The sequence below is a fragment of the Rhodococcus sp. UFZ-B548 genome, from assembly GCF_903819475.1.
GTDB lineage: Bacteria > Actinomycetota > Actinomycetes > Mycobacteriales > Mycobacteriaceae > Rhodococcus_F > Rhodococcus_F erythropolis.
On record NZ_CAIJDS010000004.1, the window covers coordinates 181,560 to 197,120 of the forward strand.

Here is a 15,561-nt window from a genome sequence, read left to right on the forward strand (position 1 = left end):
GGCGTCACAGGCAGCCGTGTCGGTGACTGCCGATAAAGTGGCCTCCAGAAGTCGACGTGTCCTTCGTCGACCAGGAGCACAGGTTCGAGGAGTGTGTCGGTAGCAGTGGCAGTGGAATCTTCGGTGCTACTGAAGTGGTACTCCGAGAACGCTCGTGACCTGCCGTGGCGACGCGAGGGCGTCAGTGCCTGGCAGATCCTGATGAGCGAGATCATGCTCCAGCAGACGCCGGTGGTGCGCGTTGCGCCCATCTGGGAAGAGTGGGTGGAGCGCTGGCCGGTACCGTCGGCGATGGCAACGTCGAGTCAGGCAGAAGTACTTCGCGCGTGGGGCAAACTCGGTTACCCACGACGCGCACTGCGGTTACACGAATGCGCGGGTGTCCTCGCCGCCGAGCACGGCGACGTGGTGCCGGTAGACGTCGACACCCTGCTCTCCCTACCGGGAATCGGTTCGTACACCGCCCGCGCCGTGGCGTGCTTCGCCTACGGACAGCGAGTGCCGGTGGTGGACACCAACGTACGACGCGTGGTTGCGCGAGCCGTCCACGGCAATGCGGAACCCGGCAATCCGTCCAACACGCGAGACCTCGCCGACGTCGCGGCGCTGCTGCCACGGACACGAGCGCGCGCCGCCACCTACAGCGCCGCTCTCATGGAACTCGGTGCACTGATCTGCACTGCGCGGACGCCGAACTGCGAGAACTGCCCTTTGCCGAATTGCGCGTGGGTCGCTTCGGGCAAACCGGCACACACCGGACCGCCCAAGAAGGTGCAGAAGTTCGCGGGCACCGATCGCCAAGTTCGTGGAAAATTGATGGCCGTTCTGCGCGAGAGCCACCGTCCGGTCGAACGCGCGCAACTCGACATCGTCTGGCCGACCGATCCTGGTCAGCGTGACCGCGCACTACATTCCTTGTTGGTCGACGGACTGGTCGAGCAGACCGATAACGGCCTGTTTGCACTGGCTGGAGAAGGTACGCCCTAGCCCACTCGCATCGGGTCGCATGCTTCTGCTGGTTCGACGGTCTGGGGTGGTGTGACATCAGGATCCGAACGCCGAAACGCAGCGGGGACGACGGGTACCACCGGGTCGCAAGGCGGGAGCGTCAGGATCGGTAGGGCCGCTCCGGACGGTGGCCCGCTCGTCGGGTTCGCCGGCTCGGCGCCGACGTTCGGGCGATCAGTGGACACCGCTCGCGACCCGTCCGGCGACAGAGCGATCAGCAATCCCGTCAGCATGAGCAGGAGCGGCAGCACTATTGCCGCCGCCCACCGGATTCTGTTGACGGGCTGAACAGCCGCGCCGCCAGCGGACCTGACCTCACTCCCCCGACCGGCCGCTACCAGCGCAGCGCCTATCGCCAGTTGGGCGCGCTCGCCGAGATACAGGAAGCCGAGCCCTGCCGATTCGGCGGCTTCGGCGGACAACTGCCGTGACTCTTCCTTGCCGAGCATGGCGACGAGCAACTTGGGCACGGGGTCTCGTTCAGCGACGAGCAGGTCCAATGTCGCAGCAAATGTCGAGCTGTCTGTAAGCAACTCGGCGGTAGCGTAGCGGTGCGCCGAGTCCACGACGCCGGCGCTCGGATCGATGGCAGCGATCACAGTCTCACTGCCGTCCGGCCAGAACGCGAGAATCGGCGAAACACCATTCAGGGCGTCGACCGTCCGCAAGTAGGCAATGCGAGCGTCCAGACCGTTGACCAACTCGACGTTCTCGAAAGTGCTGGAGGACAATGAATCCGGGACAAATTCGCGCACGTCCGCGCGCTCGCACATCACTCCGACGACGGTGGGGCACAGGTTCGAGCGCAGGGCCCGACCGGTGGCGACCTCGGCAGCGGAGGCGAGCGCGCGTGCCGACGCTTGCGCAGAGGGAACAGTCCCGTTCGCGCCCCACGGATGACGGAACTCGTCGATCGAGCCCAGAAGGGGCGTGTCCGCATCTACGAGAGCTGTTGAAATGGAATTGTTTTCGAATACCACGCCCAGGCTTTCACGCACTGGATCCTCCATCGACTGTTTCCAACTGGTTCTGAACTGTTTCAGGTGTTGCTATCACTGTGGAGCTGTATCAGAACGTCAGGCCACCGACCGCCATTGCCCCTGGTTCCAACACCACGTCCACCGGCGCTCGGCCGTCGACCGTGACGCGATACGTCCCCGGCAGGAGTCCGACAAACGAGAAGCGACCCTCGAACGGTTTCACCGTCCGCGCTATCGCGTGCCCGCATTGATCGACGCCGTTGATCACCACCGCCTCCGAGATGCCCGACGTCACCAGACCTGAGATCCGACCATCTGCCGAGACAGCTGTCCCCTGGTCTCTCCGACCACCAACAGAATTCCCTTGTGGATCACACACTCCCGGGGTGGTCGCCACCCGCACGGTGACATCGTCCGACCGCACGCGAGCCGCCCCTCGATCTGCGGTGACCAGTGCAGCAATCGATAGACCGTCGGCGTCTTCCCGCTTTCCCGCAGTCATCGTCGCTGTCCGGGTGAAGTACCGATCCGCTTCCAGATTGCCTATCAGGCAATGTAACCCGAACTCGTCGACACCCGAGCCATCTTTGCAGTAGTCAGGCACGGACGGTAGAACGAAACCTCGAGGCACCGGAAGCTGCACGACCACGTCCGAGAGCGGGTTGCCCCGGACGCCGATGTCTACGACATACGTCACCGGATCACCCTCTCGGACAATGCCGTTGGACGGTCCGGTATCGAGCCCTGGACCGTCACCGGGGTCGAAGGGCGGCGCACCGTCAATCGCCGTCAACTCGACGGTGAAGGGAGAAGCGGACTCTCCCTCGGCTGCCAATCGAACATCCGACTGCATCGGTAGCGCACCGAGCGCAGCTGCGCCGACAAGTAACACTCCTGTCACCACGACTACGCCTCGCACTCTTCGGGCGCACGCTCTCGGTCGGAGTCGGACCGTAACCGCCTTCGACCACACCACTGACAGACGAGTTCTCACGACACTCCTTCGATGGCCGACCCTCGGGGCCCGGTCGGGCACTCTCGACCAGATTTGGCGAATCCCGAGCTACGTTCAATAGAAGTCGCTCGAGGGACTCGAAAGCCAATGGTGACGGCATGATTATGTGGGTGAACTTCTCTCACCCGGGGTGAAGTCGCGGGTGAATTGCCCGGGATGACACGCTCTGGATTCGCACCAGCTACGCTCCTCCATGTAGATAGATGGATCGAGACAATCCGCCCAAATCCGCCAATTAGCGTGGGGCGTGAAAGCAGAAAGGGTCCGCGTTGATGTTCGGGAGGGACGGCCACGACTGGGCAGCTATTCCCGAAAGGCGCACTCTCACCGAGTCGATTCCTCGGCAAGCACTGTTCGCGAAACTGGATCGACGCGCCGCTCTGACCATCGTCCGTGCACCGAACGGCCACGGGAAATCGTCGTTGATCGCATCGTGGCTGCGCGCCCATCTGGCATCCGAACGAATACTCGTCTGGGTCTCGGCCCCACAGCCCTCGTCGACACTCGAAGATTTCTGGGCCGTTGTCCTCGATCGAATCCACGCTGCCGGAATCGCACTGCCCGACGTCGACGATCTCGCCGATCCTTTCACCGCTGCCGCCAAATCCCTGAACGCCCTCAGCCGCCCCGTGCTGCTCGTGCTGATCAGGCCGGATCTGATATCGGAACCAGAGTTGGACGATCAGTTGATCGATCTCCTCACCCTCTGCCACAACCTGGACCTCGTGGTCACGCTCTCGGGATTCGGCATGTTCGCCGAGCCATACCTTCTCGACACGGATCACGAGGTCATCGGCGCCGATGAGCTGTTGTTCACGACATCCGATACCGCCCAATTGCTGGAACAGGCGGGGGTGCGCACGGCTGAGGGTGATGCAGAACAAATCACATCCCTGACGGGTGGGCTGCCCGCATTGGTTCGCGCCGCAGTCGCCGCCGTCAGGGACTCACGTAACAGCAACCGTGAGCGAGAGATCAAAACGAACACCGCGCAAGCGATAGACGATTACGTGACTGATTCCGTTCTCGCCACCGCTGAGCGCCTAAAGCAACATGAGTTCCTACTCGCGACCGCCTTTGGTCGATCGATCACCGTCGGCGTCGCCACAATGCTGTTCGAGTCCCAGCGCCCTGACACTGCCGAAACCGTTCATGAGATCCGCTCGCGGCTGGTGACGCTGGAGACAGCCGGCTTGTTGTCGCGCGTCGAGGCCGAAGCCGACGAAACATGGGAATTGCCTCCCGCCATTCGACGATCGATACTCGCGCACCACACTCGCGTGGGAATCGATCCGTCGCAACGTCTTTCATTCCTCGCTCACAATCGACTCGACAACGGCCATCACGCGTCGGCGCTGGACTATGCGGTCGAGGCACAGAACTGGACCCTGGCAGTAGACATCGTCGAACAACATTGGGTGACGATGATCGTGCATAACCTGGACTCGGTTCGCTCCGCCCTCCAACGGATTCCGGCGGAAGCTGCCGACAAGCACTCTGCCGTTGAGGCCGGGCGTGCCTTGTTCACGATGCATCCGAGCAAGCGATCCACGTCAATCGACTTGCTACCCGAATCGCCGGCCGAACTGTGGGAACTCGGCGCCCAACCCAGCGCGAAGGACGCCTTGAGCATCGCCTGCGTTCAATCGATCATGCTCAGGATGGCCGGTGAATACGGGCTCTCGGCAGAGACCACCAGGCGGCTGTCTCACCTCAGCCGCAGTGCGCTGGAAAACAATCCGGAAGCGGTCAGCGCACAACTCCCCCTGATGCGACTTCAATGGGCGATCAATTTTCAATTGAGCGGCAGGTTCACCGAATCCACGATCAAGGCTCGAATGGCATACCACGGCGCCCTGTCTCACGGAGTCGACTTCATCGCTCGCAACTCTGCGGGTAGTGCCGCCCTGAATTGGGCTTTGGCAGGTGAGCCGCGGCAGGCCAGACACTGGTTCGAACTCGAACAGAAGCATCCTGACCCCGGGGGTTGGCTCGAACCTGTAGTCAAGATCGCCGGCTTGACGGCACGGGCTCTCGCCGCTCTCGACACACTCGACTTCGGTGACGCACGTATCGCACTGACCGACCTCGGCGTTCCGTCCGACACCGAGGAGCTATGGGCGTTCGTCGTCTATGCGCACAGCCAATTCGCCCTGACTCAGAGCAGTGCATCTTCCGCTCTGCCCTTGCTCCACAACGCGATTGGAGTGCATTCCAAGCAGTACACGGCCACGTCTTTCGCGCTTCCTCTGCTGCAATCCGCAGAAATCGATCTCCTGCTCGCACTCGGCGAGGGAAACAAGGCGACGGCTCTGGCCAAGGAAATTGCCGATCCTGCAGCCAACCCGTGGACGCTCGCGTCGGTGGCGCGTTTACGTCAGCGAATCGGCCAGAACGAGGCCGCTGTGGCGCTGTGTCATCAGTTCGACTGGTCTGGCGAATCCTATCCGCGGGCACAGATGGAATCGCTTCTGGTGCAAGCGGTTGCACACTCCGAGCTGGGTGAGCCACGACTCGCCTCTCAGGAGTGGTCCAGAGCGTGCAGTATCGCGGACCAAACCGGACTTCTGCGTCCGTTCGCGACCATCGGATCGGCGGACGTCGAGAAACTCGAATCGATGGCAGTAACAAAATCGCGTGCACTCGCCGAGTTCTCGAAAAGTGCTCCTGCGGAATCATTTCCGGGATCCGTACGTATCGTGGAGCTGACCGAACGCGAACAGAAGGTCCTCTCACTCCTGGCGCTCGGCATGGGGTCGGCCGCGATGGCCGACAAACTGTACGTGTCCGTCAACACCGTCAAGACTCAACTGCGCACTCTCTACAAGAAGCTCGACGCACACAATCGAAACGAAGCGATCACGAAGGCACGTCAGCTGCGCCTGCTGTAGTCCCGGGTCGGATCTGATTCGGACTACATTCTGTAGGCATGAGCACCGATACCTGTGTCTTCTGCAAGATCGTCGCGCTGACCGAGCCGGCGATTCTCGTCCACGAGAGCGAGACGACTCTTGCATTTCTCGACGCCCGACCGGTGAGTCGCGGGCACACCCTGGTGGTCCCCAAGCGTCATGCAGAAAACCTCGATGCTCTCGAAAGCCACGAGGGCGCAGAGATGTTCCGCGTCGGCACGCTCATCGCCGGAGCTCTACGCCGCTGCGACATCGCCGCTGACGGAGTCAACTTTCTGGTCAACGACGGGCGTGCCGCGGGCCAAACCGTGTTCCACTCGCACCTCCACGTCGTCCCCCGCCATCGCGGCGACAAGGCGAAGTTCGCTGCCGGACTCCTGGCCAGGCGAGCCGTCGAACTGGAGCAGGTGGGCGCGTCGATCCGCAGTCAGCTCACCGTCTGAAGGAATTCCGTCACCACTTCGCGATAGCGCTGCGGTTGATCGTCGTGAACCAGGTGGCCTGCATCGGCAATACGTACGTACCGAGTTCCCGGCCTCTCGGCCATCTCTCGCATCTGTCCCTCGGGGGTGATGGTGAACTCTCCCTCGATCAGCAAGGTCGGCACGTCGATCGCCTTCCACTGATCCCAGAAATGCCTCGTGCCCCACTCCTCCGAGATGTCGCGGAAGGTCGACACCTCGCCGTGCAGGTACCACCCGTCGTCGCGGCGGTCGAAAGAGTCGAGAAAGTACTGGCCGGCGACGGGCCCGAAGAATTCCTTCATCGCGTCCTCGGAAGCAAACGGCTGCGGCCACGCCGAGATCATCTGAGCCCAATCCGCGGCGGTGCGTCCGCGAAAATCCGGAGCCATGTCTTCGAGGACCAGTGCACAAACCTTTTCGGGATGCGATGCGGCGAAGCACCACGCGTGCAGAGCCCCCATCGAATGGCCGATCACGATCATCGGCTCCTCGATGGACGCAACGGCAGATGCCAGGTCGTCGACGAATGCCTCGGTGGTCAGCTCTGACGGCGCGGGCCGGCCGTGACCGGCGGCGTCGAACGTGTAGACGTGGCCGAACTCGCGGATCCAGGGCACCTGGCGTCGCCACGTCCTCGAGCTGCCCATGAGGCCGTGCAACAACAGAATCGGTTGTCCTGTTCCACCTTCGTCATGCAACACGAGTGTCACGGTACGCGGTGAAGGTGCGCGGGTAATGTCGCTTGCATGGCAGTCGTGAAGATCAATGCAATCGAGGTCCCCGAGGGCGCCGGCCCCGAACTGGAGAAGCGCTTCGCAGCACGCGCTCATGCAGTCGAGAACTCCCCGGGCTTTCTCGGATTCCAACTCCTCCGCCCCACCGCAGGTGAGAGCCGCTACTTCGTGGTGACGCAGTGGGAGTCCGAGCAGGCGTTCGCCGATTGGCGTGACGGCCCTGCCCGCGAAGCCCATTCCGGCGAGCGTGCGAAGCCCGTCGCTTCGGGTGCGTCGTTGCTCGAGTTCGAAGTTGTCCTGGACGTCGCCGCAAAGAGCTGATCTAGAACGATTGTGCCCGCCTTGGCGGGCACAATCGACGGTCATCTCGGCTTACGCGTTGACACGGTGCGGGCAGTAGTGCAAAAGTTCGCATGTAAACGCGATGGTCCGACAGGAATCCGGTGAAAGCCCGGAGCGGTCGCGCCACTGTAATTCGAGGTGAAGTGCCTTTTTCGGCACGACTATTTCGACAGCCAGACACTTCGGCCATCGCATGGACCTAGGGGACGCGAAAATCCCAGGAGGCTTCGATGGCTCTCGCCTATTCTCCCGATACGTCGATCGATTCGACTCGTCTTGCTTTCCTCGCCGCTGCAGTAGTTCTGTTCGCGATGCTCGCTCTCTACCTGGTCGGATTCGACCAGGGCGCTATCTCTCGCACCGGCATGTACATGCATGAATTGATGCACGACGGTCGACACTTGATGGGCCTGCCGTGCCACTAGTCGACAATTTCACGAAGCTTCTCATTCGTGGTTTGTTGGCTGGTTTGATCGCAGGCATCCTTGCCGGCGGAGTTGCATTCGTGCTGGGTGAACCGCACGTCAATGCCGCCATTGCGATCGAAGAAGCCAACAGCGCCACCGGTGAGGTTGCCGGCGAAGCCGCTGGGCATTCGCACGGTGACGAAGAAGAACCACTGGTGAGCCGCGACGGGCAGCGCGCCGGGCTGTTCCTGGCCACAGCGCTGGCCGGACTGGCACTCGGGGCGATCTTCTCGGTCGTTGCCAATTACGCTCGACGACTCACCGGAATGTCCGGGCCGTTGTTGGCGATCACCATCGCCGTCGGTGGTTGGCTGGCCATCGAGGCCGTGCCCTTCTTCAAGTACCCGGCCAATCCGCCGGCCGTCGGAGATCCCGACACCATCAACCAGCGCACACTGCTGTGGCTGGCCGCCGTGATTCTCGGGCTACTGTCCGTCACCGCGGCAGCAGCGGCGGCAAAGGCAGTTTCCGGGCACGAGTTCCTCAGCGTGCGCATCGCTGCTCCGGTGGCTGCGTTCCTGCTGATCGCCACGATCGGTTACGTCTCGCTTCCCGGCATCAACGAGGTGGGCGAGGACTTCCCGGCAACTCTGCTGTGGGAGTTCCGACTTTCCTCGCTCGCTACGCAGGCGACGCTCTGGCTCGTGCTCGGGTTGGCATTCGCCTTCCTCACCGAGCGCGCGACCAAGAACACCGAAGTAGCAAAGAAGTACGCCCTTCGCTGAACCTGCTGTGCGCCTTTATTAACCGCGGGCGGTTAATAAAGGCGCACAGCAGTTCTATTTCAGCTCAGGTGATGCACTTCCTGCAGTCCGTACACCGGCGTCGGGATGCCCTCGTAGCGCGCCTTCAACTGCAACGCCAAGTACAGCGAGTAGTGGCGCGACTGGTGCAGATTGCCTCCGTGGAACCACAGCGCTTCCTGCTGCGTCGGCTTCCACATGTTGCGCTGCTCGCCTTCCCACGGTCCCGGATCCTTGGTGGTGTTCGACCCCAGGCCCCACACCTTGCCGACCTTGTCGGCGGTGTCCTGACCGATCAGATCCGCCACCCAGCCATTCATCGAGCCGTAGCCGGTCGCGTAGACCACCACGTCGGCAGGCAATTCCGTACCGTCTTCGAGGATCACGCTGTTCTCGGTCAGCTCACGAATGTTGCCGTGCGCGAGCTTGATGTCCCCGTTCGCGACCAGTTCGGCCGCGCCGACGTCGATGTAGTAACCCGAGCCGCGTCGTAGGTACTTCATGAACAGACCTGAACCGTCGTCACCCCAGTCGTGCTCGAAGCCCGCCTTCTCGAGGCGATCGTAGAAATCCTTGTCGCGCTCACGGATTGCGTCGTACACCGGGATCTGGAACTCGTGCATGATCCGGTACGGCAGCGAACCGAACGTGAGGTCTGCCTTGTGTGTCGTCATGCCCGCGGCCAGTGCTCGCTCCGAGTACAGATCGCCCAAGCCCAAATCCATCAGCGAATCCGACTTCACGATGTGCGTCGAGCTGCGTTGCACCATCGTGACGTCGATGCCGTTCTCCCACAGTGCGCCGCAGATGTCGTGCGAGGAGTTATTGGCCCCGATCACGACGACCTTCTTGCCCACGTACTGATCCGGGCCGGGGTGCTTGCTCGAGTGGTGCTGATCGCCGAGGAACTTGTCCTGCCCGGGGAACGTCGGAACGTTGGCCTTGCCGGACATACCCGTCGCCATCACCAACTGCTTGGGACGCAACGTCAGCTTCTCGCCGTTGCGGTTGACCTCGACGGTCCATTCCTGGGTCTTCTCGTCGAACGACGCAGAGGTGCAGGTCGTGGAACTCCAGTACGGAACCTCCATGACCTTGGTGTACATCTCGAGCCAGTCGCCGATCTTGTCCTTGGGCGCGAACACCGGCCAGTTGTCGGGGAACGGCATGTATGGCAGGTGGTCGTACCAAACCGGGTCGTGCAGGCACAGGGACTTGTAGCGTCCACGCCACTGGTCGCCCGGCCGCTCGTGGCTGTCGATCACGATGGCCGGAACTCCGAGTTGGCGCATCCGGGCACCGAGGGCGATGCCTCCCTGGCCGCCGCCGACGATCACGACGTAAGGCTGTGTGGTGTAACCCAGTTCGCGATCCTCGATCTCCTTCTGCTCGGCCCACGTGATGCGGTTCGGGTCCGCTCCGTGCTTCGCTCCACGAGGCCGGCGAGTGCCCTTACCTTCTTCGTGTCCCTTCAATTCCTGCAACGACGTCAGCAGGGTCCAACCTTCATCTCCTTTCAAACGAAGGTGCCCGTGCGCGCGACCGGTTGCAGTCTCGAATTCGATCCAGGCCGACGTGACGCCGTCGGCTTCGTCGGGTGTCTCGGTGGTCCGGAATCCCGAAGGATCGGTGTCGTCGAGACGCTCGGAGAGCATGTCGGCAATCTGCTCGCGACCTTCGACGGTCTTGATGTTCCAGGTGAACGACACCAAGTCTCGCCAGAAGCTGTCGAGTGCAAATTTGCCTGCCACACGCTCGATGTCACGAGCCGCGAGGGCCGACTCGAAATCCGCCAGCCAGGCGTCGACGCGTTCCTGAGGTGTCACCGCCGTCAACTTCACCTCGGGGGTGACTGCGGAATCGATGGTTTGCGTCATCACTTCTCCTTGTTTGTGAATGTGACACACAGCACATCCCATAAGTGGCCCCGGTCACAAGCGTTGCAGTCTGTTGCAATCAGCGGGCGCGGTGCCGCCGCCCGATACCGGTTACCCGCACCGATGTGCGGGCAACCGACTCACCCCTCAGTAGGCTTGAATTTGCCGAGTCCCAGCGACTGAAATCCCACGACGTAGAACAGCGTCCACAACACGGCCCAGTCCACGAAACCCAGTGCATTGCCGTGCAATCCGTCGACAACTGCCGGCTCGTGAAGAATGTGCTCTGCCGCAAAGCGGTAATAGAACAAGAATGTGACCACCGCGAGCGCAAACGTGAGCAGCGCGCGGATCGCCAGGTTGACCCCGTCCGCAAAGCCCGTGGGCTTGTTACCGAAGGCGTTGGCCCAGAAGATCATCCAGAAGGCCCAGCACACACCGAGCTGCGCCGGGAACTGATGGACCACACCACCCAACTCGGCAACGGCATCGCTTCCCACCAACACCTTCACGACCGGAAGTGCCACGAAGTACAAGCCGGTTCCGACGGCGAAGTTACCGATCGTGGCTGCGAGCGCCGTCTTACCGCCGCCGCCGAACAGTCGCCACGGCCAGTTGTCGAGCGTCTGGCCAGTCAGGATCACGACCACCACGACGCAGTAGAACCATCCGAGTGCGGTGTCGACGGTCATCAACGGATCCGTGGCGGACAGCGACACGGACGGCAGACCGAACACGAAGTACAGCGCCAGCGTCGGGACGGCGACAAACGCGATCTCACACAAACCCACCAACGGCTGCTTCATCCCGAGGGAAGTCCACGGCCAATGCTGCCAGTTCAGGACCACCATCACCCAGGTCCCGAAGCCGAAGAGCACGAACAGCGCACCCGCGAAATATCCGAGGCCGCCCTCACGATCGGCCGCGAAATCCGGGTACAAACTCCCCAAGCCGTTTGCCAGGAGCCACGTCACCACGACGGCGAAGACCGCGGTCGCGACCATGATCGCCAAGCCTTTCGCCGGCTGTGGGAGTCGATCGAAGCCGGCGAACTCGCAATTGAAGCCGATGAACACAACAAAAAGGATTGCCCAGAAAAGCGCCGCGTTGAACGGCAGAGGATAGAAACTCCAGGGACTGGTGGTCGGATCGGCCAGAAGGTACCAACTCGCCACGGCCAGCACGAGAACGATCACGAGGTTCGCGATCCCGAACCCGATCCAGCGGCGTGACGGTTGTCGGCTCGGCGTGGCCGGTTCCGTGGGTGTGTCGACTGTAGCGGTCATGTGCCCTCTCCCAGATTGTCTCGCAAGATGATTCGCGAAGTGGTGGCGCAACTATGGAACCGTCGCGCGGGGTACCGGGAGGGTTGCCGAGGGTTGCAACTGCTGTCCGATTTTCCGGAATTGCAACACGGTGCAACCCTTCCGCATTGTGGTCGCCGTCACATACAAATCACTCACCGGTTCACAACCGACTGGTTCACTGCTTACGAGGAGATCTGCATGAGCATCACGGGCAAGGTAGTACTGGTCACCGGCGCCGGCCAAGGAATCGGACGCGGAATCGCTCTCCGCCTCGCCCACGACGGCGCCGACATCGCGTTGGTCGACCTCGACCAGACCAAGCTGGATGCGGTTGCCGACGAGATCAGACAGATCGGTCGTCGTGCGACGACGTTTATCTCCGATGTCAGCGATCGCGCGCAGGTTCACGCCGCAGTCGAACACGCGCACAGTGAGTTGAGCGGATTCGACGTCATCGTCAACAACGCGGGAATCGCTCTCGTCGGCCCGATCTCCGATGCGACGCCGGAAGAGGTCTCCAAGATCTGGAGCGTCAACGTCGACGGTGTCCTGTGGGGAATTCAAGCCGCAGCGGCAAAGTTCCAGGCGCTCGGTCAGCGCGGAAAGATCATCAACGCGTCGTCCATCGCCGGTCATGACGGGTTCGCCATGTTAGGTGTTTACAGCGCAACAAAATTCGCGGTCAGGGCCCTCACTCAGGCTGCGGCCAAGGAATACGCGTCCGACGGAATCACCGTCAACGCGTACTGCCCCGGCGTCGTGGGCACCGACATGTGGGTGACGATCGACAAGAGGTTCGCCGAGTTGACCGGTGCGCCAGAGGGCGCCACCTACGAGAAGTTCGTCGGCGGAATTGCGCTGGGTCGAGCTGAAACCCCCGACGACGTAGCCGGTTTCGTCTCTTACCTCGCTGGGCCCGATTCCGACTACATGACCGGGCAGGCCGGTCTCATCGACGGCGGTCTCGTCTACCGCTGACCGAGGTGTCTTCACTGAAAGCGGCGTCTTCGCCGAAAGCGGTGTCTTCGCCGAAAGCGGTGTCTTCACTGAAAAAGCGGTTGCCAGAGCCTGCGATGCCGCCCGGCGAGGATCCTCGCGACTACGCGAGGACCCTCGCCGCGGTGTACGACGCGACGATGGCCGGAGACCGCGCACCGGCCCGCCCAAGGGACGTGGTGCGCCAATCGTGGCAGCGCCTGCGCGAACTCGGTATCGATCCCGAGCACAGCCGGGTCGAACCGTCGATGGACGTCGCCGAACTCGATCTCCGTCGTCGTGAGTCCGGACTGTACGACGTACTCGACGACGTGACACGCGGACTCGAATCGGTCACCGCGAGCGGTGAGAACATCATGGTCGTCGCAGATCTTCGCGGAACTGTACTGTGGCGCAGCGGTTCCCATCGCGTACTGGACCAAGCTGCGCGTCTGGGATTTGTCGAAGGGGCGAGCTGGGCGGAGGACAGCGTCGGCACCAATGCCATCGGAACGGCATTGGTGTCACGACAGGCGGTTCAGATCTTCTCGGCGGAACACTATGCGCGCAGCCATCATCCGTGGACGTGTGCGGGGGCGCCCATCCGCGATCCGCGGGACGACCGTGTCATCGGCGTCGTCGACATCAGTGGTCCTGCCAAGACCGTCCATCCCACGACGCTCGCTCTGGTCGACGCCGTCGCACGCCTCGCTCAATCACACCTGCGCGACAAGCATCGGGACAATCTCGATCAACTACGTTCTGTTGCAGGGCCGATGCTTGCACGAAGCGGATCACCCGCACTGGTGATCGACACCCACGGATGGGTCGCAGCGGTCGACGCGTTACCTCATCGCTCGCGCGTGCTGCTCCCCGCAGCTTTGGCTCCCGGCAGGACATGGTTCCCGGCCCTGGGCCTGTGCGAACTGGATCCGCTTCCCGGCGGGTGGCTGGTTAGACCGATCACCACCGGCGAGAGAATCAGCGCGCCCACGGTGCATATCGATCTGCGCGATTCCGAGAACATGTCGGTGACAGTCACGTCGGGTTTCGGCGAATGGGCATACGCCCCCACCCAACGACATGCGGAGATTCTGTTCCTCCTCGGATCCGAGAGACGGGGACTGACTGCATCGCGGTTGGCGCAAGATCTGTTCGGCGACCCGGCCCGCACGGTGACCGCGCGGGCCGAGATGTCGCGTCTGCGAAAGAACCTCGCCGGAGTTGTTGCAGCGCAGCCGTACCGGTTCGTCGATGCAGCGCACGTGACCTTGTCCTGCCCTGTGAACGGCGCACATCTGTTGCCGTTTTCGAACGCCCCGGCTGTGCGTGCCGCTCGCCTTTCTCAGGCCGGTTCGGAGGCCTGAGTGAGCAACTGCAGAAACACCTCTTCGGGCTGAGCGCCGGACACGGCAACCGCACGGTTGGCGACAAAGAACGGAACGCCGCTGACCTGCAGTTGGCGGGCCATGGACAGATCTTCGCGGACAGCCTCCGCTGCGGCATCGGAGCCCAGTTGCTCGCGCACGACATCGGCGTCGAGGCCGACGCTCACGGCCAGCTCGACCAGCACCTCACGGTCGTCGATCACCTTGCCGTCGCTGAAGTGCGCTTTGAACAGCGCTTCGAGGAGTTCGTTCTGCCGCTCACCCGCGAGATGCAGCAACCTGTGCGCATCAAAGGTATTGGCGGCGATCACGGTTTCGAAGTCCAAGGTCAACCCGACCTCGGCGGCCGTCGCGCTGACGTGGGCGAACATCTGACGTACCTGATCAGGCGCCATCCCCTTCATTTCGACCAAGGCGTCGAGTTCGGTTCGCCCCTCTCCCACCGGGGTCTCCGGAGCGAGCTGGTACGAGCGCCAGATGACGTTGACGCGGTCCTTGTTCTCGAAACGATCCAGCGCCGAGAGGAACCTGGTCTTTCCGATGTAGCACCACGGACAAGCGACGTCCGACCACACTTCGATGGTCACGTCTTGGTCAATCACGATTTGATCAGTCACCGAAGGTGCAACAACGAACAGGGTCGGGATTAGTCCCGAGTCACGTGACCAGGCCACACCGGAACGCGATCAACGATGCACTCACGCGGTTGGGCACACCCAGCTTGGCGAACAGCGAAGAGATATGCGTCTTGACGGTGGTCTCACCGAGGTACAGCCGCTCCGCGATGACACTGTTGGCCGCGCCTGTCGCCAGGATTGTCAGCACTTCGCGCTCGCGCTCGGTGAGCGAAGCGAGCGGAGTCTGATCGGGCGCTTGCCGACGCGGCGACGAGGCCACGATGGCGCGCAGAGAATCGCAACTGAACAACGAGTGGTCCGACGCCACCACCCGCACTGCCTGCTGGAACGCCTGCGGAGCTGCGTCCTTGCTCAGGAAACTGTGCGCGCCCGCCTCGACTGCCTGCACAACCATGTCGTCGACGTCGAAGGCGGTCATGGCAATGACCTTCGGTGGATTGCTCATGGTCATCAATTCACGCGTGGCCTCCAAGCCACCGACCCGTGCCATTTTCAGATCCATCAGCACCACGTGGGGACGAAAACGAGTGACCTTGGCTGCGACCTGATCGCCGTCCTCGGCCTCGGCAACCACCACGATGTCCGGCGCTGCTTCCAGGATGTCCTTCATCCCGCGCCGAACCCACGCGTCGTTGTCGACGATCAAAACTGTGATGCGCGAGTCAGCGTCCATAGTGCGCTCAGATTACCCAGCGCCCCCGACAATTAGAG

General features: G+C 62.4%; 15 protein-coding genes and 1 riboswitch. Of the genes, 8 read left to right on the plus strand and 7 right to left on the minus strand.

Annotation, left to right across the window (positions count from 1 at the left end; genetic code table 11):
* Nucleotides 1-105: 105 nt before the first annotated feature.
* On the plus strand, nt 106-987 hold the full coding sequence (locus H7C86_RS06840; RefSeq protein ID WP_182261289.1) for an A/G-specific adenine glycosylase: 882 nt from the start codon (nt 106-108) through the stop codon (nt 985-987).
* Here the strand turns inward: H7C86_RS06840 and H7C86_RS06845 are convergent.
* A complete protein-coding gene (locus H7C86_RS06845; protein ID WP_259349053.1) occupies nt 984-2,006 on the minus strand; it encodes a hypothetical protein in 1,023 nt (340 codons plus the stop codon). The genes H7C86_RS06840 and H7C86_RS06845 overlap by 4 nt on opposite strands.
* A 70-nt stretch (nt 2,007-2,076) precedes the next feature.
* Complete coding sequence (locus tag H7C86_RS06850) at nt 2,077-2,892, minus strand: hypothetical protein (protein ID WP_020723634.1); 816 nt, start codon at nt 2,890-2,892, stop codon at nt 2,077-2,079.
* Between the two features lie 383 nt (nt 2,893-3,275).
* Here H7C86_RS06850 and H7C86_RS06855 point away from each other — a divergent pair, with 383 nt between their 5' ends.
* A complete protein-coding gene (locus H7C86_RS06855; RefSeq protein ID WP_182261291.1) occupies nt 3,276-5,894 on the plus strand; it encodes a LuxR C-terminal-related transcriptional regulator in 2,619 nt (872 codons plus the stop codon).
* A gap of 38 nt (nt 5,895-5,932) precedes the next feature.
* Entirely contained in the window at nt 5,933-6,358 is a 426-nt protein-coding gene (locus tag H7C86_RS06860; protein ID WP_019746817.1) for an HIT family protein, read from the plus strand.
* Here H7C86_RS06860 and H7C86_RS06865 read toward each other — a convergent pair.
* Nucleotides 6,343-7,080 (minus strand): alpha/beta fold hydrolase, encoded by a 738-nt coding sequence (locus tag H7C86_RS06865; RefSeq protein ID WP_029254422.1) that lies wholly within the window; start codon nt 7,078-7,080, stop codon nt 6,343-6,345. The two genes, H7C86_RS06860 and H7C86_RS06865, sit on opposite strands and share 16 nt — an antisense overlap.
* Before the next feature lie 45 nt (nt 7,081-7,125).
* On the opposite strand from H7C86_RS06865, the gene mhuD reads away from it, so the two are divergent.
* The 3 genes from mhuD to H7C86_RS06880 all read left to right on the plus strand — a co-directional run bounded on the left by mhuD (nt 7,126) and on the right by H7C86_RS06880 (nt 8,647).
* A complete protein-coding gene (gene mhuD / locus H7C86_RS06870) occupies nt 7,126-7,434 on the plus strand; it encodes a mycobilin-forming heme oxygenase MhuD (protein ID WP_007726927.1) in 309 nt (102 codons plus the stop codon).
* 87 nt (nt 7,435-7,521) lie between these two features.
* A riboswitch (cobalamin riboswitch) is annotated at nt 7,522-7,661 on the plus strand.
* A gap of 24 nt (nt 7,662-7,685) precedes the next feature.
* Nucleotides 7,686-7,880, plus strand: a complete 195-nt coding sequence (locus tag H7C86_RS06875; RefSeq protein WP_003945915.1) for a CbtB domain-containing protein — start codon at nt 7,686-7,688, stop codon at nt 7,878-7,880.
* On the plus strand, nt 7,871-8,647 hold the full coding sequence (locus tag H7C86_RS06880; protein WP_042950658.1) for a CbtA family protein: 777 nt from the start codon (nt 7,871-7,873) through the stop codon (nt 8,645-8,647). Before H7C86_RS06875 ends, H7C86_RS06880 begins: the two co-directional genes overlap by 10 nt.
* Nucleotides 8,648-8,706: 59 nt before the next feature.
* Here the strand turns inward: H7C86_RS06880 and H7C86_RS06885 are convergent, their stop codons facing one another.
* Both H7C86_RS06885 and H7C86_RS06890 read right to left on the minus strand, forming a co-directional pair.
* Complete coding sequence (locus H7C86_RS06885) at nt 8,707-10,542, minus strand: NAD(P)/FAD-dependent oxidoreductase (protein ID WP_020968370.1); 1,836 nt, start codon at nt 10,540-10,542, stop codon at nt 8,707-8,709.
* Between the two features lie 140 nt (nt 10,543-10,682).
* Nucleotides 10,683-11,828: a hypothetical protein gene (locus tag H7C86_RS06890; protein ID WP_060939437.1), complete on the minus strand. Its 1,146-nt coding sequence runs from the start codon at nt 11,826-11,828 to the stop codon at nt 10,683-10,685.
* Nucleotides 11,829-12,047: 219 nt separating this feature from the next.
* Between H7C86_RS06890 and H7C86_RS06895 the strand changes: the two genes are divergently transcribed.
* Nucleotides 12,048-12,827, plus strand: coding sequence for an acetoin reductase (locus tag H7C86_RS06895; protein WP_060939456.1), 780 nt, complete (start codon nt 12,048-12,050; stop codon nt 12,825-12,827).
* Between the two features lie 95 nt (nt 12,828-12,922).
* Entirely contained in the window at nt 12,923-14,191 is a 1,269-nt protein-coding gene (locus H7C86_RS06900; RefSeq protein ID WP_182261311.1) for a GAF domain-containing protein, read from the plus strand.
* On the opposite strand, the gene H7C86_RS06905 is transcribed toward H7C86_RS06900, so the two are convergent.
* Complete coding sequence (locus H7C86_RS06905; protein WP_232816808.1) at nt 14,170-14,814, minus strand: DsbA family protein; 645 nt, start codon at nt 14,812-14,814, stop codon at nt 14,170-14,172. The genes H7C86_RS06900 and H7C86_RS06905 overlap by 22 nt on opposite strands.
* A gap of 55 nt (nt 14,815-14,869) precedes the next feature.
* Complete coding sequence (locus H7C86_RS06910; protein WP_019746809.1) at nt 14,870-15,523, minus strand: response regulator transcription factor; 654 nt, start codon at nt 15,521-15,523, stop codon at nt 14,870-14,872.
* Nucleotides 15,524-15,561 lie beyond the last annotated feature (38 nt).

Coding starts and splice junctions, on each gene's coding strand:
- mhuD (WP_007726927.1), top strand. CDS start 7,126: ATGGCAGTCGTGAAGATCAATGCAATCGAGGTCCCCGAGGGCGCCGGC.
- H7C86_RS06855 (WP_182261291.1), top strand. CDS start 3,276: ATGTTCGGGAGGGACGGCCACGACTGGGCAGCTATTCCCGAAAGGCGC.
- H7C86_RS06885 (WP_020968370.1), bottom strand. CDS start 10,542: ATGACGCAAACCATCGATTCCGCAGTCACCCCCGAGGTGAAGTTGACG.
- H7C86_RS06900 (WP_182261311.1), top strand. CDS start 12,923: ATGCCGCCCGGCGAGGATCCTCGCGACTACGCGAGGACCCTCGCCGCG.
- H7C86_RS06890 (WP_060939437.1), bottom strand. CDS start 11,828: ATGACCGCTACAGTCGACACACCCACGGAACCGGCCACGCCGAGCCGA.
- H7C86_RS06860 (WP_019746817.1), top strand. CDS start 5,933: ATGAGCACCGATACCTGTGTCTTCTGCAAGATCGTCGCGCTGACCGAG.
- H7C86_RS06910 (WP_019746809.1), bottom strand. CDS start 15,523: ATGGACGCTGACTCGCGCATCACAGTTTTGATCGTCGACAACGACGCG.
- H7C86_RS06895 (WP_060939456.1), top strand. CDS start 12,048: ATGAGCATCACGGGCAAGGTAGTACTGGTCACCGGCGCCGGCCAAGGA.
- H7C86_RS06875 (WP_003945915.1), top strand. CDS start 7,686: ATGGCTCTCGCCTATTCTCCCGATACGTCGATCGATTCGACTCGTCTT.